The sequence below is a fragment of the candidate division TA06 bacterium genome, assembly GCA_016208585.1.
Lineage (GTDB): Bacteria > Edwardsbacteria > AC1 > AC1 > EtOH8 > UBA5202.
The window spans coordinates 1-22,006 of record JACQXR010000084.1; the positions used below are offsets into that span (position 1 = coordinate 1).

General features: G+C 53.3%; 19 protein-coding genes and 1 pseudogene. All 20 read right to left on the bottom strand.

What is annotated here, in order from left to right:
* The coding region (locus HY768_06250; protein ID MBI4726810.1) for a protein kinase at positions 1 to 2,235 on the bottom strand (2,235 nt) is incomplete at its 3' end.
* A 412-nt stretch (positions 2,236 to 2,647) separates the two neighbouring features.
* On the bottom strand, positions 2,648 to 3,808 hold the full coding sequence (locus HY768_06255; GenBank protein ID MBI4726811.1) for an acyl-CoA dehydrogenase family protein: 1,161 nt from the start codon (positions 3,806 to 3,808) through the stop codon (positions 2,648 to 2,650).
* A gap of 49 nt (positions 3,809 to 3,857) precedes the next feature.
* Complete coding sequence (gene rnc, locus HY768_06260) at positions 3,858 to 4,601, bottom strand: ribonuclease III (GenBank protein MBI4726812.1); 744 nt, start codon at positions 4,599 to 4,601, stop codon at positions 3,858 to 3,860.
* Positions 4,602 to 4,706: 105 nt separating this feature from the next.
* Complete coding sequence (fabF, locus tag HY768_06265; GenBank protein MBI4726813.1) at positions 4,707 to 5,948, bottom strand: beta-ketoacyl-ACP synthase II; 1,242 nt, start codon at positions 5,946 to 5,948, stop codon at positions 4,707 to 4,709.
* A gap of 87 nt (positions 5,949 to 6,035) precedes the next feature.
* On the bottom strand, positions 6,036 to 6,284 hold the full coding sequence (locus tag HY768_06270) for an acyl carrier protein (protein MBI4726814.1): 249 nt from the start codon (positions 6,282 to 6,284) through the stop codon (positions 6,036 to 6,038).
* A 319-nt stretch (positions 6,285 to 6,603) separates the two neighbouring features.
* A complete protein-coding gene (gene fabG / locus HY768_06275; GenBank protein ID MBI4726815.1) occupies positions 6,604 to 7,344 on the bottom strand; it encodes a 3-oxoacyl-[acyl-carrier-protein] reductase in 741 nt (246 codons plus the stop codon).
* Positions 7,345 to 7,426: 82 nt separating this feature from the next.
* Positions 7,427 to 7,777, bottom strand: coding sequence for a DUF86 domain-containing protein (locus HY768_06280; GenBank protein MBI4726816.1), 351 nt, complete (start codon positions 7,775 to 7,777; stop codon positions 7,427 to 7,429).
* The gene (locus tag HY768_06285) at positions 7,764 to 8,102 is read right to left on the bottom strand and encodes a nucleotidyltransferase family protein (GenBank protein ID MBI4726817.1); all 339 of its coding nucleotides are present in this window, start codon (positions 8,100 to 8,102) and stop codon (positions 7,764 to 7,766) included. The genes HY768_06280 and HY768_06285 overlap by 14 nt, the downstream gene beginning before the upstream one ends.
* A 66-nt stretch (positions 8,103 to 8,168) precedes the next feature.
* Positions 8,169 to 9,212 carry a hypothetical protein gene (locus HY768_06290; protein ID MBI4726818.1) on the bottom strand — a complete coding sequence of 348 codons (1,044 nt, stop codon included), beginning with the start codon at positions 9,210 to 9,212 and terminating at the stop codon, positions 8,169 to 8,171.
* Between the two features lie 27 nt (positions 9,213 to 9,239).
* Positions 9,240 to 10,178, bottom strand: coding sequence for an ACP S-malonyltransferase (gene fabD, locus HY768_06295; GenBank protein ID MBI4726819.1), 939 nt, complete (start codon positions 10,176 to 10,178; stop codon positions 9,240 to 9,242).
* Between the two features lie 179 nt (positions 10,179 to 10,357).
* Complete coding sequence (locus HY768_06300) at positions 10,358 to 11,338, bottom strand: ketoacyl-ACP synthase III (protein MBI4726820.1); 981 nt, start codon at positions 11,336 to 11,338, stop codon at positions 10,358 to 10,360.
* The gene (gene plsX, locus HY768_06305) at positions 11,335 to 12,471 is read right to left on the bottom strand and encodes a phosphate acyltransferase PlsX (GenBank protein ID MBI4726821.1); all 1,137 of its coding nucleotides are present in this window, start codon (positions 12,469 to 12,471) and stop codon (positions 11,335 to 11,337) included. The genes HY768_06300 and plsX overlap by 4 nt, the downstream gene beginning before the upstream one ends.
* Before the next feature lie 30 nt (positions 12,472 to 12,501).
* Positions 12,502 to 12,684 carry a 50S ribosomal protein L32 gene (rpmF, locus tag HY768_06310; protein ID MBI4726822.1) on the bottom strand — a complete coding sequence of 61 codons (183 nt, stop codon included), beginning with the start codon at positions 12,682 to 12,684 and terminating at the stop codon, positions 12,502 to 12,504.
* 37 nt (positions 12,685 to 12,721) lie between these two features.
* Positions 12,722 to 13,630 carry a D-alanine--D-alanine ligase gene (locus tag HY768_06315; protein MBI4726823.1) on the bottom strand — a complete coding sequence of 303 codons (909 nt, stop codon included), beginning with the start codon at positions 13,628 to 13,630 and terminating at the stop codon, positions 12,722 to 12,724.
* Between the two features lie 621 nt (positions 13,631 to 14,251).
* Positions 14,252 to 14,989 carry a pyridoxine 5'-phosphate synthase gene (locus HY768_06320; GenBank protein ID MBI4726824.1) on the bottom strand — a complete coding sequence of 246 codons (738 nt, stop codon included), beginning with the start codon at positions 14,987 to 14,989 and terminating at the stop codon, positions 14,252 to 14,254.
* A 274-nt stretch (positions 14,990 to 15,263) separates the two neighbouring features.
* A complete protein-coding gene (locus HY768_06325; GenBank protein ID MBI4726825.1) occupies positions 15,264 to 15,554 on the bottom strand; it encodes a DUF3098 domain-containing protein in 291 nt (96 codons plus the stop codon).
* A gap of 738 nt (positions 15,555 to 16,292) precedes the next feature.
* Positions 16,293 to 18,137, bottom strand: coding sequence for a M6 family metalloprotease domain-containing protein (locus HY768_06330; protein MBI4726826.1), 1,845 nt, complete (start codon positions 18,135 to 18,137; stop codon positions 16,293 to 16,295).
* Positions 18,138 to 18,256: 119 nt separating this feature from the next.
* Positions 18,257 to 19,573 (bottom strand): replication-associated recombination protein A, encoded by a 1,317-nt coding sequence (locus HY768_06335; GenBank protein ID MBI4726827.1) that lies wholly within the window; start codon positions 19,571 to 19,573, stop codon positions 18,257 to 18,259.
* Between the two features lie 45 nt (positions 19,574 to 19,618).
* Positions 19,619 to 20,471: pseudogene (locus HY768_06340) on the bottom strand (DegT/DnrJ/EryC1/StrS family aminotransferase).
* 14 nt (positions 20,472 to 20,485) lie between these two features.
* Positions 20,486 to 21,991 carry a tetratricopeptide repeat protein gene (locus tag HY768_06345; GenBank protein MBI4726828.1) on the bottom strand — a complete coding sequence of 502 codons (1,506 nt, stop codon included), beginning with the start codon at positions 21,989 to 21,991 and terminating at the stop codon, positions 20,486 to 20,488.
* Between the last annotated feature and the right edge of the window lie 15 nt (positions 21,992 to 22,006).

Sequence of the window (22,006 nt, forward strand, 5' to 3'; positions counted from 1 at the left end):
AACCTGCTTGAAGTCGTTTGTGGATTGGTGATGCCTGGCCAACAAATTATATATTTGGAAAAATGTGCCGTCAGAACAGCCTCCGGAATTAGCGGTTTCCAAAGCTCTATTCAAGATGTTCCCGCCCTCTTCTTGCTTCCCCTGCAGGCCCAGCGCCCAGCCTTTATAGGCCAGGTAAAGGCACTGCTGGTCAGCATTTTTTACGGTCTTCGCTCCTTCTTCCAAGGCTTCCAGCGCCGGAACATAATCGCCCTTATTGGCGTATAGCTTGGCCAGTGTTTGATAATATTCCCATTCGCCGGACAGTGATCCAGCCAGTCTTTCCCACAACTCTATGGCCGGGGCCCACCGGCTTACCCGCTGGTAAAGGGCTGCCAATTGCCTGGTCAACTGAATTTGTTCTTTTATTTCCAGTTGGCCGGAATCAACCAGCTGGCGCCCGGCATAAAGCATCTTTTCCAGATCATTGTTCTGCCTGGCCCGGTCAAACAAGCTTTTGCGTTCATTCAGCCACAAAAGTTTATCCTGCCTGCACGCCGCAGGAGTGAGCGGTGCCGAAGGGTCCCGGAACGCCCATCGGGCCATGGATGAATATTCACATTTTACATCGGAAACTGTCTGCGTTTTTATCCCGTCTTTTGCGGCGCTATCAATCTGCTTAAGAATAAAAGCCAGCAAAATATCCCCGTCTATCCGGCCGCTTTCGTCAAGCCAATACTCCTGATCGGCAATTGCCGCCCTCTCTGTGTTTAGAGACACTGACCCGTCTGCCAGGCAAATCTTCTTCAATGTCTCCCAGTCATTAGGGTCAAGGTTTTTCCAGTGTCGGCCAATGTCGGCGGCGATTTTATCCGGAATGGTCTGATCGGCAAATAATTTCTGCCAGTCGATCTGCCAATGGCCGTGCCTTTGCCCAATGATGGCGTTATCCTGGCATTGTTCCAGATATAACCTGGCATAAGCTATATTACTGCCGGCTTTTTGCCATAGCCAATCGGATAGATTATCTAGTTCCCATGTTCTTATCCCCGCAAAATAACTGGCCAGCACCGGGGAATATTCCTGCTTTTGGAATTTTACCAGAGCCACCGTCGTATCCGTTTTGGCCCGCGCTTGATTAGACGGGTTAAGCGCCGCTATGGATGGGCCCTTCCGGTTTTTCAGCCAGCCCAGGGTTTTTCCGTCCGTTAGGTCATCAACCAGCAAAATGGCATCTGCAGGGATGTCTGGCAATATTTCTCTTACTCTCCCCGCTCCGGCATTGACATAGGCGGCGGAATAACCGGCTATCTGTGTGATAAAGTTCAATTCCTTCAAAAAAACCGTCTTACCTTTTCCTGGTCCGGCGGTAACATTTAGCAGACCGGTTTTTTTCAGACGCAAATGCTCCACGGCTTTGGCCAGGGCCCGGCTTTGACCGGAAAAACGAAAATCATCCGGCCTTTCCGAAGAATAGCCATAACCGGACTGACCCAATGCCTGTGTCAGTTGCAGAGCGGAATGATATCTTTCCTGGGGCCAAAAGTTCAGAGTCCTTATCCCGATCTCGGATTGCTTATCATCCAATGTTTCCCTGAGCCTCAAGCTCCAGGACTGATTTTCCTCCAGCCGGTCTTTGGCTGCCGGGAGCTGCCCGGTCATCATCTGAAAAAGAAGCAGGCCCAGGCTGTAGACATCGGAACTTTGCGTCGGCCCGGTATTCCCGCTTAAGACCTCGGGGGCCGCATATTCCGCCGTGCCGGAGAAACCGGAACTGGGAGCATCGCCGGTTTTTCCGGATAGTCCCAGGTCTATCAATTTTATCCTTCCTTCCAGGTCTATCAGAATGTTTTCCGGTTTTATGTCTCCGTGGATATATTCCCGCCCGTGGAGATAGGCTACGATGCCGGTCAATTTGATCCAGATCTCCCAAAGCTCTTTTTTACCTGGCTGGTTCTGCCGGACATAGCGGTCCAGAGTGACCCCGGGAAAATATTCAAAAGCGGCCAGGGCCTGCCCCGCCTGCCGGTAAAAATCGTAAGCTTTAAGCAGGCCGGGATGATTCAGCCGGTAAAGCCGGATGAATTCCCGTTTCAGATCATGTCCCGAGTTTTGGGCGGATGACTTTAACACAACAGACTGGCCGGTCAGCCTGTCTTGGGCCAGGTATACTTCGGCCTCGCCGCCCTGCCCCAGTTTTTTGAGGACATGGTAACGCCAGTGCCGATCGGTTTTATTTTTTATTGCTTGGCTCATTGCCTGAAGTATACCCTCTAAGCTCTCCAAATTCAAGGATAAATTGAAGGTTACTGCCCATAAAAACAAAACAAGACTCCGGATTGCTCCGGAGTCTTTGGCGTTTTGATCTCCTTGATCCGTTCGCTGACCGACACCAGCACCTATTACTAATGGGAGTGAATATTAGTAGACATTCCTATTTCTTTCCCATCCAATATATTTAGCGGATTTCGCAGCTTGCCCCGATGTAGCGGGGTGTTTTGGTGGGGGAAAAGTCTACTATTGGTTCGGCTTACTTCGGCAAGCTCAGTACAAGTCACTCACCACAAGTATACGCTCTGAGTAATAAAACAGCCCAGGCCTTATTAATCCGACGAAGTAGTTATAAAACGTAGTCGGAAGGCCTGGGCTATTTATTAACAGTAGACAACTATTCCTTCCCCCCGGCCGCCTCCTTGATCAGGTTGGAGGCGATCACCGTCCGCTGGATCTGGTTGGTGCCCTCGTAGATCTGGGTGATCTTGGCGTCGCGCATCATCTTTTCCACCGGGTATTCCTTCATATAGCCGTAGCCGCCCAGCACCTGAACCGCGTTGGTGGTCACTTCCATGGCCACGTCGGAGGCGAAACACTTGCACATGGCGCTTTCCTTGGCGAACTTCTTTTCGCCGGAGTCGATCATCTTGGCCGTGGCGTAAACCAGCGACCGGGCGGCCTCCAGCTTCATGGCCATGTCGGCCAGCATGAACTGTACCCCCTGGAAGGCCGAGATCGGCTTGCCGAACTGCACCCGTTCCCGGGAGTACTTCACCGCTTCGTCCAAAGCCCCCTGGGCGATCCCCAGGGCTTGGGCGGCCACGCCGGGCCGGGTCCGATCCAAGGTTCCCATGGCTACCAGGAAACCCATGCCTTCCTTGCCCAGGATCTGGCTCTTGTGGACGCGACAGTTGTCGAACACCAGTTCGCGGGTAACCGAGGCCCGGATGCCCATCTTGTTCTCCTTCTTGCCGAAACTGAAACCGGGCGTCCCCTTTTCCACTATGAAGGCGGTGGCTCCGCGGCTGCCCTTGGATTTGTCGGTCAGGGCCACTACCGTGTAAACCTCGGCCTCTCCGCCATTGGTGATCCACTGCTTGGTGCCGTTCAAAACGAAATGGTCGTCGTCTTTGACTGCGGTAGTCTGGATCCCGCCGGCATCCGACCCGGCGTTGGCCTCGGTCAGGCCAAAGGCCGCCAGTTTCTTGCCGCTGGCGATGTCGGGCAGATATTTCTTTTTCTGTTCCTCGGCGCCGAACAGGATGATGGGGAAGGTTCCCAGCCCGGTGGCGGCAAAGGACAGGGAGATTCCGCCGCAATAGCGGGACAGCTCTTCGGTGGCGATCGCCATCTCCATCACCCCGCCGCCCAGGCCCCCGTAGGCTTCCGGGATATAGACCCCGCAGATATCGGCTTCGGCCAGCAGCTTGATTATGTCCCAGGGAAACTCACCGGTTTCGTCGTAATGCTCGCGCACGGGCTTGATCTTCTCCACCCCTATCTTGTGGCAGAGGTCCTTGATCATCATCTGTTCTTCGGTCAGGTAATAATTCATCATGATGCTTCTGGCTGTCCTTTTGATTTATTTGTGAAAGACAAAATGTTTATCCGATTTCGGTCTTGAGTTTTTCCAGGGTCTGCTGGGCCGCCAGTTGTTCGGCCTCCTTTTTGGTGCCGGCCCGGGCCAGCCCGTAGCGTTTACGGGCTATCTTCAACTCCACCTCAAAAGTGCGGTGATGCTCGGGGCCGGCGTCCGCCTTCACATTATAACGGACGCTGCGGGCATCCCGCCGGGACTGCATGTATTCCTGGAGCAGGCCCTTGAAATTCTTGTAGGCCTCGTGACTGGAAAGGTGGGTGATCTGCCAGAATAGGGTTTTTTGCAGGAATATCCTGACCGCTTTAAGCCCGGAGTCGAGATAATACGCCGCGATCAGCGATTCCATAGCGTCGCAGAGTATGGAGTCCTTGTACCGTCCTCCGGAGGCCACTTCCTCTCGCGACATCTCCAGCAATTCGCCTACTCCCAGCTCTTTGGCCAGCTTGGCCAGGATTTTCTTGCTGACCACTAAGGATCGGACCTCGGTCAGCTGGCCCTCGTCGTCCTTGGGCCTGGTAATATAAAGATATTCGCAGACCAAGAGCCCCAGCACCGAATCGCCCAGCAGCTCCAGCCGTTCGTTGGAGTCGATGTGGCGCCCGGCGACCGACCGGTGTTTAAGGGCCTGCAAAAAGTACTGCCGGTTCTTGATCTTCCATCCCAACCGCTCCCTGATCTTGCCCAGGGCTTGCTGGCGTTCCGGCAGTAGCGCTTTCTGTCCCGGTCTGAAAAATATTTTTTTTAACAAATGGCTTACCGGATAAGATTTACTGGGTTGAAATTGGGACTTTTGGCGTCATATCATACATACTGCGATGCTTCACTTTACATCAGCGACACATTATACATGACCTTATGATATATATTGCTTAAAAGCCAGGGAAACGTTGTGTCCTCCGAATCCGAATGAATTAGATATTGCAGCCCTTACTTTGGACCGACGGGCCTTATTGGGCACATAATCCAGATCGCATTCCGGATCGGGAGTGGTATAGTTGATGGTGGGATGGATGACGCCGTTCTTGATGGTCAGCACCGTGGCAATGGCCTCCACCCCTCCGGCCGCGCCCAACAAATGGCCGGTCATGGATTTGGTGGACGAAACGGCCAGTTTTTTGGCATGCTCCCCAAAAATCGTTTTGATGGCTGCGGTTTCATATTTATCATTCAGGTCGGTGGAAGTGCCGTGGGCGTTGATGTAATCCACCTCCTCCGGCTTCAGGTCGCCTGTCCGGAGGGCCATCTTTATGGCCCGGGCCGCTCCCTCGCCGCCCGGAGCCGGAGCCGTGATGTGGTGGGCGTCGGCCGTGGCGCCGTAGCCGCAAAGCTCGGCATAGATCTTGGCTCCCCGGGACCTGGCATGCTCCAGTTCTTCCAATATCAATATCCCGGCGCCCTCGCCCATCACAAAACCGTCGCGGTCCTTGTCAAAGGGCCTTGAGGCATGTTCCGGGTCGTCGTTGCGGAGGGAAAGGGCCCTCATGGCGCAGAAGCCTGCCAGGGCCAGTGGGGTTATCGGGGCTTCGGTTCCGCCGCAGATCATAGCCTCGCTGTCGCCGGACTGGATGTTGCAGAAGGCTTCGCCGATGGCATGGGATCCGGAAGCGCAGGCCGAGACGGTGGCAAAGTTCGGGCCCTTGGCCCCGAAGGCTATGGAAACGTACCCGGCCGCAATGTCGATGATCATCATGGGCACGAAGAACGGCGAGACCTTGTCCGGCCCGGCTTCCAGCAGTTTCTGGTGCTGGGCCTCCCATGTCTCGGTGCCCCCGATGCCGGAGGCGATGATCACTCCGGTCCGTTCGGCCAGCTCGCCTTCGATCTTAAGCCCGGAATCCTCGATAGCCATCTTGGCGGCCGCCATGGCGTAATGGGTATAGCGGTCCATCCGGCGCAGTTCCTTGCGGTCGATGAACTGGACCGGGTCAAAATTCTTGACCTCGCCGGCGATCCGGGCGCTATATTTGGAAACGTCGAACCGGGTGATGGTGCCTATCCCTCCCCGGCCCTCGGTCAGGCTTTTCCAAAATTCGTCCTGGTTATTTCCTACGGGGGAAATGACCCCCAATCCCGTGATGACCACCCTTCGCTTCATAATCTTTTTTACCTGCTATTATTTTTGTATGGAGAGGCGCCTGGTTCAAAAAGCGCCTCCCCGGTTTATGCTTTGGATATAGGTGATTTATTTGCCGGCCTTTTCCGCCAGCTTCTTTTCGATATATTCCACCGCCACGCCCACCTTGGTAAGCTTTTCGGCTTCGTCGTCCGGGATCTCCATCCCAAATTTTTCCTCCAGGGCCATCACCAGTTCCACGGTGTCCAATGAATCGGCGCCCAGATCCTCGATAAACGAGGCCTCCATGGTAACCTGCGAAGCGTCCACGCCCAACCGGTCAATGACGATCTTCTTGACATCATCTATTACTGCCATTTAATTCACCTCCTTTTCAAGTAGTTTGTTATATGTTGGTTGTATTTGATTTACTTAATTTCTTATCCTGCTGTCATAGTTGTCAGACTGAGTGTGGCATCCCGCCGCACAAGTTGAAGTATGCAGCGTACCACATTCTTCGGCTTGCCAAATTATATGTTTTTCTCAGAATGACAACTTTACCTGTCACCCTGAGACATGCACCGGGCCTTACAAATCAAAGGGTAAACATGCCATCTCTCAAACAGTCTGGCAAGAAAGAAATCTCGGGATGACATTTTTTAAGTCAGTTCGTGCCTTTTCGTGGGGAATCGAGTGGTCACATCACCAGCCCGCCGTCCACGTGTAGCACCTGGCCGGTGATATAGGTTGACTGTTCGGAAACTAAGAACAGCACCGCGTTGGCCACGTCGTCCACGCTGCCCATCCGGCCCAGCGGGATACCCTTCTTGTAGTTCTCCTTGACCTCGTCTGAAAGCTTGGCGGTCATGGCGGTTTCGATGAAGCCCGGGGCGATGGCGTTGCAGGTGATGTTGCGCGAGGCGAATTCCTTGGCGGTGGACTTGGTGAAGGCGATCAGCCCGCCCTTGCTGGCCGCGTAGTTGGACTGCCCGGCGTTGCCCATCACGCCGATGACCGAGGACATGTTGACGATCCGTCCGCAGCGCTGTTTCATCATTATCCGGGTAACGGCCTTGGTTAAAAGAAATGCCCCTTTAAGGTTGATGTCCAGCACCAGGTCCCAGTCCTTCTCGTCCATCCGCATCATCAGGTTGTCGCGGGTGACGCCGGCATTGTTCACTAAAATGTCCAATGTCGAAAATGTCTCTTGCGACTTTTTGACTAGTTCTGTTACCTCAGCAGCATCGGCCACGTTGCACTTAAGCGCTATGGCTTTCCGGCCCAGGGCCTCGATCTCCTTGGCGGTCTTCTCGGCCTCCTCCAGGTTGACGTCGCTGACCACGATGTTGGCCCCGGCCTGGGCCAGGGCCAAAGCTATTGCTTTTCCTATGCCCTGGGCCGAACCGGTAACGATGGCGGTTTTATCTGATAGTTGCATGATTGTTCAGATCTTCGTTTTATTGATTAGACAAGTAAGGGCACCTAATCTTTGCCGCGTTTTTTTAAAGTGCAGTCGGCCTCTATGACGGTTGTTGCGATTTGTCTCGCAAAAGGGGTTCAATCTGGGCCAACAAAGCGACCACATCGCTGGTTGCCGTCTTCCATACTTCATCCCAGTCCACCAAGTCGTAACCATGAATGAGATTATCACGCATCCCGGCAATGAGAGCCCAAGGAGTTTCCGGATGCTGTTGGCGGAACTCGGCGGAAAGACGTTTTACCGCTTCGCCCATCACTATCAACTGGTACAATACGGCGGATTGCGTCTTGAGATCATCGAGAAAAGCCGCTTTCCCCAATCCCTGCACAAAGCCGGCCGCCAAGCGAGCGGCTTCTGCGATATCCTGCAAGGTGGTTTCATCCCGATACATGCGCGGCCTTCCGCTGGGGGAAGAGGGTTTCCGCAGTGTTCAAGATTTCGTCGCGGAGCATCCAATTGCGACTGCGTTCAAGAGCGCGGGCGCTGATGAGATCTACATTGCGGCGCAAGATGGTCTGTAGCTCTTGCTGCATTTGGACATGGTCAAGCAAGCCCCAATCGGCTCCCGGGGAGAAAGCGACCAGTATGTCCACGTCGCTCTCGGGACCGAAGTCGTCGCGCAGGACAGAGCCGAATAGAGCCAGCTTGCTGATGAGCCAACGTTGGCAGAACTGGGCTATTTCAGCAACTGGAGCAGATGTAATAAAGTTATTCATGCTGCTGCAATTTTATCTTTTAACTGCATGGTTATTTTTGTCTATTCAATATTATTTTTTGCCTGTTTATCTTATGATGAAATTTATGGCGCTGGTGGTATTTTTGCCCAGCACAAATGTTACTTTATTTACAGCATATCCATTTTTTACGGCATAAACCGTAACACTGTCACAAACCTTGACATTGCCCAGATCGGTTCCCATAACATCCCGCATATTGAATACCGAATCAACCGGAATGTCACTTATAGTGAATGCGCCTTGTGCATCGGTGTAGGTATTGACGCGGGCGGTGGAACTATCCACAATGTTTATAAAAACCGGCTTTGTATAACAGAATGTGGAATCGTGCCGGGAAATTGTTAATTCAGAAACAAAATATCCCGATGCCAAAAATATGCTACCGTTATCCTTACCATCCCAAGTTACCAAATAAAACCCGGCCGCGCATGTTTGATTTATAAGAGTTCTAACTGCTTGGCCTTTTTGTTTTAGTGTAAGTGAAACCTGGCTGCTGCCTACCAGCGAATAACCGATAGTTGTGCTGCCACTAAACGGACAAGGGCTTGCGGCACTGAAGCCTTCATCAGGATATATCGGCGCTGGTCCCAGCCCAATCGGGCCAAAGTAGCTGACTGCCCCGTCAACATCAACCAAACATAACCTGTAATAATAGGTTTGCGTTGCAGATGCTGTTGTATCCGTATAGGTATAACTGATGACTGAAGAAGAGTTGCCGGCAGCAGGCAGGATGCCAATAACTACAAAATCCGTGTCGGCAACCAGGGATCTTTCAATTTCCCATCGCAATGTATTGACTTCAGATTCTGTGACCCAGTTCAGTTGGACGCCATTTACAACCCTGACAGCAGTAAAGCTCTCTACACTGCAGGGCGATGCTTTTGCGCTTTGTTTTGCGGCAACGGTAAAATAATATTTTATTTTTATGGCCGCGCTGTCAATGGGGTTACCGGAAGAGTCTTTTACAGTGCCCGTTATAATTGTGCTTGTGCCAGGCGCCAAAGGCGTTTCGGTTGGACCGCTGTCTTTACTGCAGCCGGGAAATAACAATACTGCCAATATACAGCTTATGCAGGTAAATTTAACCATACGCCTCCATTCTTCTCGCTTGATGTTTCAAACCTTTTTCAGTGCTTCCAGCGTCTCCGCCAGCGTCTTGCTATCCTCCACGTTCAGCACGTTGATCTCGGGCGCGATCCGCTTGATCAGCCCTTTCAGCACCCGGCCCGGGCCGCATTCCACCATGGTGGTCACGCCCAACGAGGCCATTTTTTTCACCGACTCGTCCCAGCGCACCGGCTTCTTCACCTGTTCTATCAGCAGTTCCTTGATGGTGTCCGGGCTGTGCACTGGTTCGGCCGAGACGTTGGCGATCACCGGACAGGCCGGTTCCTTGAAAACCACCTGGTTCAGGGCCCGCCGCATACCGTATTGGGCGATATCCATCAGTTCCGAGTGGAAGGCGCCAGACACCTCAAGCTGCACCGCCCGCTTGGCCCCCTTGGCCTTGGCCAGCTCCATAGCCTTCTCCACCGCCTTGACCTCGCCCGAGATCACTGTCTGCTCGGCCGAGTTGAAGTTGGCGGCCTCGACGATGCCCGCTTCCCGGGCCTCATAGCATAACTGCTCCACCACCTTGGGTTCCAGCCCCAGGATAGCCGCCATGGTGCCGGGCTGAATCTCGCCGGCGATGGACATCAATGACCCGCGGATCCGCACCAATCTGACGGCGTCCTCAAAGGCCAAAGCCCCGGCCGCCACTAAGGCCGAACACTCGCCCAGGCTGTGCCCGGCGGTGTAATCAAACTTGATGCCCTCTTTTTCAAGGAGCCTGAAAGCGGCTATGGAGTGTATCAAAATGGCCGGCTGGGCATTGTGGGTCATCCGCAATTCGCCGGGCGTGCTCTTGAAGCAGATCTTGGCGATGTCAAATTTCAGGGCCTGGTTGGCCTTTTCGTAAGCCTCCTTGGCCAGCGGATGGTTTTCGTAAAGGTCCTTACCCATGCCCACGTACTGGGCGCCCTGGCCGGGAAATATGAATGCTGTCTTGGACATGTTTACCTCTTTAAATTTATGGGACACTGATGAACACGGATTTTCTATTGTCTACGTTGAAAATAAATACACTTGGATTGCTTCTTCTGCCCAGCATAGATGCCACCTGGCAATGACCAGTAACCCTTTTCTGCCTTCAATTTATTTTGCTTTCTGATTTTGTTTTCTGACTTCAACAGTTACCAGCGTATCAGTGCCGCGCCCCAGGTGAACCCGGCGCCGAAAGCCACCAGCATTATCAGGTCGCCTTTCTTTATCTTTCCGTTCCGCACCGCTTCGTCCATGGCGATGGGTATGGAAGCCGCAGAAGTATTGCCGTATTTCTGGATGTTGATGTATATCTTTTCGTTCCCGGCCCCCAGCCGCTCGGCGATGGCTTTGATGATGCGGATATTGGCCTGGTGGGGAATTAAAAGATTCAGCTGTTCTTTGCCAATCCCGGCGCTTTCCAACGCCTTGGTCGAGGCATCCAGCATGTTCCTCACGGCATGGGGAAATACCTTGTTGCCGGCCATCTTCACACAGTGCATCTTCTCATCCACGGTTTTATGGCTGGCGGGATTCAGCGAGCCACCTCCGGGCATGAAAAGCAGGTCGCCCAGGTTGCCGTCGGCGCCCAGATAGGTGGAAAGTATCCCCCGGTCATCGTCCGCCATCCCCAGCACCGCCGCCCCGGCTCCGTCCCCAAACAACACGCAGGTGCCGCGGTCGGTCCAGTCGGTGATCTTGGTCAGTTCCTCCGCCCCGATTACCAGCACCTTGCGCTTGGGGTCGGCTACTATCAGCGAGCGGGCCAGTTCCAGGCCGTATATAAAACCGGTGCAGCCGGCCGAAAGATCAAAAGCCGCGGCATTCTTGGCTCCCAATGCGGCTTGCACTATGCAAGCGGTGGAGGGAAACATCATGTCCGGGGTGACCGTACCAATCAGGATGAAATCCAGCTCCTCGGGTTTTATTCCGGCAGATTCCAACGCCCTTTTGGCGGCTTCCAAAGACAGTTTGGAGGTCGGGGTTTTTTTGTCGGAGACATGCCGCTCCTTGATGCCGCTGCGCTGGGTGATCCACTCGTTAGTGGTCTCTACGATCTTTTCCAGATCGGCGTTGGTCAGTATTTTTTCAGGGACAAAAGATCCGGTTCCCAGTATGGCTATCCGTTTCATTTTTCAAATTCCTCTGTGTTAAGGGATTCCAACTGTTCTTGGATATGGCCGTTTACCCGGTGGGAAACGCAACGGCTGGCTACCAGCACTGCGTTTTTGATGGCCTTGGCGCTGGAACGCCCGTGACAGATAATGCAGACCCCGTTGACACCCAGCAATGGAGCCCCGCCGTATTCTTCGTAATCAAGATCCTGGGCGAATTTCTTCAAAGCCGGCTTTAATAATAAAGCCCCCAATTGGGCAAAGATACTGGTGTAAATATAACGTTTGATGGAGCCGTAGAACATTCGCACCACGCTCTCGGCGAATTTCAGGATGATGTTGCCGATGAACCCGTCGCAGACCACCACGTCGGCCGTGCCCTTCAGGATATCCTTGCCCTCGATGTTGCCGATGAAATTGAGCGTGCTGGCGGACAGAAGTTCGTGGGCCTTCAGGATGATCTCGCTGCCCTTGGATTTTTCCTCGCCCACCGACAACAGCCCCACCTTGGGATTGCTGCGGTCAAACACATATTGGGCGTAGGATGATCCCATCAGGGCGAACTGCAATAGATGGTGGGGCTTGCAGTCCAGGTTGGCCCCCACGTCTATCATGATGCAACCGCCGTGCTCGGTGGGCATGAAACTGGCGATGGCCGGCCGGGTCACGCCCTTTAGCCTTCCCAGCTCAAACAGTGCCGCCGCCATCACCGCCCCGGTGTTGCCGGTGGAAATGAAGGCCTGGGCTTTATTCTCTTTCTGCAGCCTTAAGCCCACCAGAATGGAGGAATCTCGTTTGCGCCGTAAAGCGTCGGTGGGCGACTCGTGCATCTCCACGGTCTGGGAGGCATGGACCACCTCCACCCCGTATTTTTTCAGGTCATCCTCTTCATACTTCTCTTCGCCAACCCCCTGGGCCAATTCGGTCTTGATGGCCACTTCATCGCCCACCAGCATCACCTTATAACGGCCCTTGGAAAGTTTGGCTGCCTGGATGGCGCCTTCGATGATGGGAGCCGGGCCGTGGTCACCGCCCATGGCATCAACCACCACGGTAACTGTCTCAGTACCTTTGGGTATCTGAGACAGTCCTGCTCCGTTGGTCAACTCCTGATTTTTAGCAGACCTTTTTTTATGGGATTTAGGGCCCATTTTTATAAAAGTAACGGTTTAAATTATAACTTATACTTCTTTAATGGCAACGATTTCCCGCCCACCGTAATAACCACAATTAGAGCAGGCCCGGTGCGGCAAACGAGGCTGATGGCAGTGGAAACAATTTACCAGATTCGGCTGTACCAACTTCCAGTTGGCCCGGCGCTTGTTGGTGCGGGAATTCGAGTGTCTTCTCTTCGGGACTGGCATTTTATATCTCCTTTGTTAAAATAAATGGCTGTGATCGCTATAACCGTTTTCTGGCGCTGTCAAGTATCTCCAAAACCACCTGGTCGTACTCCATCCCTTCGGCCTTGGCCTCGGCCGGCAGGTCGGAAAGATCTGTCATTCCCGGAGTGGTGTTTACCTCAAGAACATATACTGTGCCCGAACGGTCGACTATGGCGTCCACCCGGGACCAGCCATGACAACCCAGGGCCTGGTGAGCCTGAAGGGTGACCTGCTGAACCTTGGCGTAAATGCTTCCCGGCAGCCGGGCCGGGACATGAAACTCCGTCATGCCGCCAGTGTATTTGGCCTGATAATCGTAGAATTCGTTTTTAGGCATTAATTCCAGCACCGGCAAAGCCCTGGCCTTTACGCCGCAGCCTAAGATCCCCACTGTAACGTTCATTCCCTGAATGAAGCGCTCGGCCATCGCCTGCCCGTATTTTTTATGAACCTGAATAAATGATTTTACCGCCTGTTCCTGGTTTTTGGCAATGGAAACCCCCAATGAGGAACCTTCATCCACCGGTTTGATTACCAGCGGCAGTCCCAGTCCATCTACCGCTTCATGGGCCGCCGTTTTGGGATCCTGATGCGGTCCGGCCCAGCAGTATTCCGGGGTGGGTATTTTTTGTCCGGTGAATATCTTCTTGGAAAAAATCTTGTTCATGGCCAGGGCCGAAGACAGTACCCCCGAACCGGTATACGGGATGTCCATCATCTCCAGCAGGCCCTGAACCGTGCCGTCCTCGCCATATTTCCCGTGTAGGATCACAAAAGCCGCATCGATTTTCTTGTGTCTCAACTCGGTTCCCAGATCCAGTCCGACATTTACAGCCACCGCTTGCAATTCCTGGCGCTTAAGCGCCTTCAGTACATTTTGGCCGGAACGCAATGAGACCTCACGTTCTCCCGACCTGCCTCCCATCAGAACGGCAATCCTCTTGCCGCTGAAATATTTTATGATCTGTCGGCTGTTCAAGCTTTGCCCTGTCCAGAAAAAATTTAAGTGTTGAACTTTGGCAAATTCGAAATTCTAATACCGAATCCGCCGCAGGCGGACTAAACAAATTCAAATTAATAAATTTCAAAAAATTTCAATTATTTGGAGATTCAGACATTGGATCATTTATCCGCCTTCGCAGAAGACCACGGGCTATGCCCGTGGATGAATGCGCATCAGGCAGGTAGATGCTACGGCGGATGTCGCTGATTACTCAAGGCGGATAACCCCGCCACTGGCGGGGTAACCTAGGGAAAGGAACCACGGGCTTTGCCCGTGGGGCTCCATATTTGCGGCATTTAGGTATTACTGAATTTGGGCTTTTTACCAAAGTTCAGTATATTATTACTCGGAGCATATATTAGTGGACATTCCCGATTCTATCAACCCAATATTATTTGCGTATTTCGGGTATTTTGGTGGAAAAAAGTCTACTATTGGTTCGGCTTACTTCGGCAAGCTCAGTACAAGTCACTCACCACAGAGCTTGCCCTGAATATGACCGATATTTAGGCCGGTGAAGGGTATCCGCTTTGAGTAGTATCTTCAGCGTTTTAACAGTTTGACCATGCCTCGGACGGCCTTGGTTAGGCCGACCAGCACTGCTTCGGCAATTATCGAATGCCCGATGTTAAGCTCGGTTATCTGGGGTATTTTTGTCACCGGCCTGACGTTTAAATAATTAAGCCCATGCCCGGCGTGAACCTCCAGTCCCAATCCTTCGGCCAACCGGGCGGCCTTGGCCAGCCGGTCAAGCTGAAAAGCCACCCTGCGGCTGTTCCCGGGCACCGCTTTCCAGGCCAGGGCATAGGCGTTGGTATTCAATTCCACCGCCCTGGCTCCCAGTTTTTCGGCCGTCCTTATCTGGACTTCATCCGGCTCGATGAACAGGGTTGATTTGATCCCGGCCTGGTTCAGCGTTTTGACCGCCACGGCCACCCGGCTTTTGGCTTTGATTAAATCCAGGCCGCCCTCGGTGGTTATTTCATCGGGATTTTCCGGGACCAGACAGACGGCATCAGGCTTTATCTTCAGGGCAGTGGCCATCATCGGGCCGGTAGCCGCCATCTCGATATTGAGATGAGTCTTCACAGTTTTAGACAGTCTCAATAAATCCCGGTCCTGAATATGCCTCCGGTCGGAACGCAGATGCACAGTGATGCCGGCTGCCCCGGCCTTTTCGGCCAGGCCGGCCGCGGCCACCGGATCAGGCAATATGGCCTGTCTGGCTTGCCTTAGGGTGGCCACATGGTCTATGTTGACGCCCAGGCGTACTTTTTTCAGTTTCAATTGGTATCCTCGACCCCTGATAAACCAGAACTATAAGGAATCCCTGAAAGACAGGAAAATATTTCTCGGTTTCCTGCCTGCCTGCCGTAGCCCCGGCGAAGGCAGGAATTCCTGATAAAAACTTATTGGTTATTATTTCCCTTAAGTAATTATCAAAGCTTTGCTTTACGGGTCAATCTTCGGGGCAACAATAAACCACGGACAGTAGCCTTGCAGATTTTTACTGCATCCGCTTAGACCGTGGTTTAAAATATTTAAGCCCGCCCGGTTACTTGACGATGATGGCCGCCGGTATTACCACGCAATAGCCCAGCACCAGCATTATCGGGGCCAGGTTCATGGTCAGCCAGCCATCCACCCCGCCCTTAAAAGGATGAACAAAGGGAAATCCGCCCCCGAAAACCGGGCTGGTCAGGAACAAAAAACCCAATACGATCAGAGCCAAAGCCGCCCCGAACAAAATATAATTCTTGCGGGTAAAACCCAAGGGAGTCTCTACCACTTGGACCTGTTTATCCGGGGTTGCCTTACTTTTGTTTTTTAATTCTTTTTTTGACATATTATTTCCTTACATCTAAATTTTAAGTATACTATTTTAATGGCCTTTTGTCAAGATGAAACCTAACAGATGAAACCTATCATTTTGAATCAAAAGCCGTAAACGGCCTAAGAGTTTATCCTTAAATAAGCTTTGGGTCAGCATAAACGAGCGAAAAGGCATGTGGTGAGCCTGTCGAACCATGCCAGACAAGGAACGCGAGTGAAGCGTATCCACAGCGATACGGTGAATGAGCGTGACGCAGTATGGCGAATGAGCGTGACGCAGTATGGCGGTTTTGCAGCCGTTTATGCCCAAATTGTTATTTGAGGATAAGCTCTAAGACAGGGAAACAGTATTGGCTCTTAACCCAGCCTTTCCTCCTACGTCAAGACTTCCACCTTCGCTTACGCGGGGCCTGCCCCGTTGACGTGAACGGGGGCGGACCACCGCCTATAGCCACCGCCGTTGGGCGGGGCAAACGGGGCAAGCAGGTTGGCGGATAAATAAGGGCTGGGTTAAGGATGCCCAGCGAAGGTCGTCGCGGCCATTCAGGGCCTTACCCGTGGTAAGCTTGCCTGCACGCCTGCCTATGCCGAAGCGGCTACGCGCAGGCTTGTCAAACCAGGTTCACTATTAGTTCGGCTTACTTCGGAAAGCTCAGTACAAGTTGCTCACCACAGAGCTTGCCCTGAATATGACCGATATTTAGGTCGGTGAAGGGTATCCGCTCCCATTAGTAAAGCCCCCGGAATCGTGCTATTTTACCAGCATCATCTTTTTGGTGCTGCTGTAGTCTCCGGCCTGGAGGCGGTAGAAATACACCCCCTGGACTGCCTGGGATGAATTCCAGCTCAGGCTGTGGGTCCCGGCCGGCTGGTGGCCCAGGTCAAACTTCTGCACCCTCTGGCCCAGCATGTTGTAGATCTCCAAAGTGGCCTGGCTGGCCTTAGGCAGCTGATAACTGAAGGTGATTTGCCCCTTGGCCGGGTTGGGATATGAGTTGCTGAGAGCGAAGGCCTCCGGTATCAGGCCGGCCTGGGGCTGGCCCTCCACTCCGGTGAGAACTTCTACGAACATGCTGCAAGTCATGGCGGCCGAGGCGGCCGGGATGGCCCGGACCGCCACCAGAGTGTGAGAGCCTCCGGTGGTGGGCGTGGCGCCGTTGAGGTAGGTGACCGGATAGTCCGTGCCGGAGCTGTCGAAACTAGCCTGGGTTAAGGATGTCCAAATATCGGCGGTATCCCCGCCGTTGGTCCCATACCACAGTTCTGACAGGTAGCCGGCCGTGGTATCATCTGTTTCCTCTAGGCAGACGCCATACGGGCGGTTACGGGATGTTCCGTTGGTGCTGTTGACATTAACGGTATTATTGGCAAAATAGGTTCCGCTGGTGTAGGTGGTGTCTATATGGTATATGGCCAGCCCTCCGGGAGAAGCAGAGGGGAGAAGCGAATCCCAACGGACGCTGCTGACGGGCCCCATTCCGAGTTCATGCCGGTTTTCCACCAGCCAGTACTGCTTGGTCGTGTCGGAACCCAGTCTGGCCAGCTTATAACTGCTGCCGCTGTCCGCAGCCATGATGCTGTTGACGGTGTATTGATTGTTGGTGGTGACCAGGGCCGGATGTGACCATCCCAAAAAACTGCGACACCAGACATCCAGGGCCACCGGGCGGGCATTGGTGGCGCCGTTGCCGCCCCAGGAACCGCCGGCCATCAATGACCACTTGCCTATCCCCTCGCCAGAGATGGAATCCACCCCCCCGGTGTCATAAAGATCCGGCAGGCCCAGGGCGTGGCCGAACTCGTGGCAGAAAACGCCGCAGCCGATCAGGTCCACATCGGCAACGCCGTTGGCATACAGGGTTTTTTCGGGCATGATGATGTACTTATCTATCTTCATATACTGCCCGGCATAGCCCGGCCTAGGATCGTTGGTGGTGAATACTTTGCCGGTGCCACTTTTCCAGTAGATTAACTGCCAGCTGTGTGACCAAATCCAATTACCCAAGGTATCGGGTTCTTCCTCACCCCCCCGGCCGGCATGGACCACCCACAGAACATCCACATACCCGTCTCCGTTCTGGTCGTATGCCGGAACTGAGAAATCTACCGCCGCATCACAGGCCACCAGCGTATGTTTGATGAAGCCATAGGCGCTCTGGATAGTGTCGGCAGTATTTAGCCCGTTAGATCCATTCCCAAAATAATTCATGGTATGACCGCTGTTAACCCAGGCGGCTACGCTACCGGAACAGCTCATGGCGTTATAGGACATATCCCGGTAATAGTTGTTCACCGACATCACATTAGTTCCGGTATTGAACAACCTTAGCTGGATGGTATCCCTGGTGTAGGTGCTGGCGGTGTCGGTGAAATAACCGATAACCACCGGATAAGAGCGGCTGCCGCTGATCTTGGTGCTGGCATCCTTGGATTGCAGCTGCTGGATCAGGCCGTCCTTGGGACTGTCCATGCCGGCTTTTCTGGCGTTAGTGATCCAGACAGGTTCCTTGACCCTCTCCCGGGGCGGCATGGCAATGCTAAGTGATGCCGCCAGCAACACCAGGAATACGGCCAGAATTACCTTTTTTGCGTTCATTGTATGGACCTCCGAATTTATGTTTTAATAAAGACCTTGAATGCTATCGAAGATAACATTTTTATTATAAATACAAAAAGCAACAAAGTCAAGTGTTTTCGGAATAAATCGGAAACCGTTTATTTGCCTTCCCTTTCCTTCTGCTTCTTCCCTTCCCAGCCCCTGTCAGTGGACCGGTAGAATTTCCGGTTCTTGATCTCGTCCGGTAGGTGTTGCTGGTCCACCTTGGCGTCCGGTTCGTCGTGGGCGTAACGGTAACCGGCTCCATAGCCCACCTCCTTCAGCAGCTTGGTGACGGCGTTGCGGATCACCAGCGGCACCGGCAAAGCCCCGCTGCTTTTTATCTCCCGCTGCACCGCTCCGTAGGCCTTGTAAACCGAGTTGCTTTTGGGCGCCAGGGCCAGATACAGACAGGCCTGGGCCAAAGCCAGCTCGCCCTCGGGGCTTCCCAGAAAGTGGTAGGCCTCCTTGGTCTGGTTAGCTATCAGCAACGCGTTGGGATCTGCCAGACCGATGTCCTCGGCGGCAAAGCGGATCATCCGGCGGGCCACATATAAGGGATCCTCGCCCGAGGCCAGCATCCGGGCCAGCCAGTACAGGGAGCCGTCGGGGTCGGAATCGCGCAGGGACTTGTGCAAGGCCGAGATCAGATTATAATGCTCCTCTCCGGCCTTGTCGTATAATAAGGATTTTTTCTGCATAGCCTCTTCGGCCAGGCCCAGAGTGACTGCCAGACCGCCTGATCCGTCCGGCGTGGCCATGGAGACCGCGATCTCCAGCGCATTGAGCGCGGTCCGGGCATCGCCCTGGCAGGCCTGGGCAATGAACAACAGAGCCTCCGGCTCGGCGGAAACTTTAAGCGGTTTCAGACCCCGTTCATCCTCCAGCGCCCGTTGCAAGATGGCCTGGATATGTCCGGACTCCAGCCCTTTCAGTATCAGCACTTTGGAGCGCGACAACAGGGCCGAGATGACCTCGAACGAAGGGTTTTCGGTGGTGGCCCCGATCAGAATAACCGTGCCCTTTTCCACGTGGGGCAGAAAAGCGTCCTGCTGGGCTTTGTTGAAGCGGTGAATCTCGTCCACAAACAGTATGGTGGAGACGCCCCTGACGGCCCGCTTCTGTTCGGCCTCCTTGATGACCTCCTTGATCTCCTTGATGCCCGAGGTTACTGCCGAGAACTCCACGAAATTGGCCTTGACGGTGTTGGCCACCACCCGGGCCAGGGTAGTCTTTCCCGAGCCGGGCGGCCCCCAAAAGATCAGCGAGGGGATCTGGCTGGACTCGATCAGGTTCCTTAAGACCTTGCCCGGCCCGATCAGGTGCTCCTGTCCCACCACTTCGTCCAATGCGCGGGGCCGCATCCGGTCGGCCAGAGGGACATTGGCCGGGGAAACATCAGCCTGGGGAAATATGTCGGTCTGTTTGCTTTTCATAGAAAAATGGCAGACCCGCCGAAGGCGGTTCTGCCCATTGTCACTTCACCTGTAGAATCCAGTTATTGTTTCAATTACCGCCTCCTGCTGCTCCCTGCTCATCTCGGGGTAGATCGGCAGCGACAGCACTTCCTTAGCCGCCCGCTCGGCCTCCGGCAGACATCCTTCCTTTAATCCCAGGAAACCGAAGGCCGGCTGCAGGTGCAGGGGAATGGAGTAGTGAATGGCAAAGGGAATGCCCTGTTTGGTAAGATGGTCGCCCAAAGCATCGCGCCTTTGGCTGCGGATGGTATACTGGTGGTAAATATGATTGTTGTGACTTTGGGAGATCTGGGCCTTGATGTCAGCGAGGCTGGAAAATGCCTCAGTAGAGCGGGCCGCCAGATCTCTTCGTCTTTGGTTCCATTTGTTTTGATGACTGAGCTTGACCGCCAGCACCGCAGCCTGCATTTTGGGACAAAGCCATGATCTCGTTCATGGCCGCGGCCTGGCCGTATAAGTGGACCGGAATGATAGCCTTGGTGCGCGGGGTAATGGCGGCCTCGAGCTTTTTGGGATCGAGGTTAAAAGTATCCGGGCAAATGTCGGCGAACACCGGCACAGCGTTCAGCCAGCAGACTGCCTCGGCGGTGGCGATGAACGTGAAGGGCGTGGTGATGACCTCGTCCCCGGCTTTGACCCCGGCGGCTTTCAGGGCCAGGTACAGGGCGTCGGTGCCGGAGTTCACCCCGATGCCGTATTTGGCGCCAACGAATGAAGCAACCGATTGTTCAAAATCGGCCACGGTCTTGCCCAGCACAAAGCCGCCGCTCGAGACCACGGCGGCCATGGCGGCGTCTATCTCGGGCTTGATGGTTTGGTACTGGGCCGGCAGGTCCAGGAATTCAACTTTGGTCATAATTTTGGATCCCGTTAGTTTTCCAGTTCTTCTATACGCATCTTGTATTTATGCTTTTGCGTTGATTCATATAGCTCTTTATAAAGCTCAAGGGCCTTTAATTTATGGTCCGGATTATGGCCTATTTTGAATTGCGCAAAATATATACTGGCTAGTTCGTTGCCGGAATCACACTCTGCGGCCATCTGGCCAAGCTTTGCCATTGCTTCTTTGGGGCTGCTTTCAGCCTGTATTTGCACCAAAATCAAGAGGTCTTTCACCTCAAGTATTTTATTATTGATTTCAAGAGCCATCGCCAATGATTCGCGGGACAATCTCTCGGCCAGTTCTGTCTTTCCCAGTAAAAGGTATGTTTTCGCCTGATAATATATAAGTTCGCACAACTGATGCTTTGGAAGTTTAAATTCAAAATCGTCCAGAGCTTTCTGGTAATATTCGCAGGCCCGCTTGTAATCTTTGAGATATCTGTACGTGTGACCCAGGTTGATGACAGCATATCTTTGGTTGTGCATATCTCCCAGGCTTTTTGCCTCTTTTTCCAGTTGGTCAAAGTTCTCCCGGGCCTGCTGGTGCTGGCCGGTATGGTTAAAAATATTCGCCATATTGCTTATTGTGTGCAACGCTATATTACGTTCTCCGATCTCAAGGGCCGTCTCCATGGCACTACGGCAACTCGTTAAAGCCTGTGGGTATTCCCCCAATTCCATTTGGGCCGCTCCGATATTGCTCAAGGCCCGGGCTATGCCATGGCGGTCCCCCATTTCCCGGGAAAGTTTAAGCTGTTGCATATAACGGTCAAGGGCCTGCCGATATTCCTGCCTCTCGTAATGAATGTTTGCCATATTACCTATCGCCAGGGCTATGCTTAGCTTTTCCCCTGTTTCTTGGGCAATGGAAAGAGTTTGCTTAAAGCAATTCATGGCTTCTTCAAATTCACCAAGGTTCCAGTGAACCAGGCCCAGATTTCCCAGGGTGTAGCTGATATTTTGCTTTTGCCCGGCATCGCGGGCAAGGGAAAGCCTTTTTAACTGAAATTCTTTTGCTTTTTCCAGGTTCCCCTGGCGCCGGTAGATGTTGCCGATCCCGCCGAAAGCATAGCCCAGGCTGTTTTTATCGCCGATCTTTTCCGATAGAACAGCCAGCTCCTGAAAATATCCCTGCGCCTTGGAGCATTCGCTGGAATTTAAACATGCGGCGCCGATGCTTCCCAGCACTCCGGCAGCACTGAACTCATCTCCCAATTCCAAATAAAGATGGTATGAATCAGCCAAGAGTTCCTGGGCCTCGGGATATGAACCCTGATGCAAATGGCTCTTGCCAAGTATTTTTTTGCTCTCAGCCAGCATCTTTTTGTTGCCGCTTTCACAGGATATTTCATGCAGCGCGCGGCCAATGTCCCGGGCCGTGTCCCATTGCCCTACGAGTTCCAGTACTTCGGTCTTTTTAACCAAGACATAATATGGATAATACTGCCCGTTTATTCGGGTTATCCAATATTTCAAAGTATGAGACCTATTCATAAATTTACCAAAAAT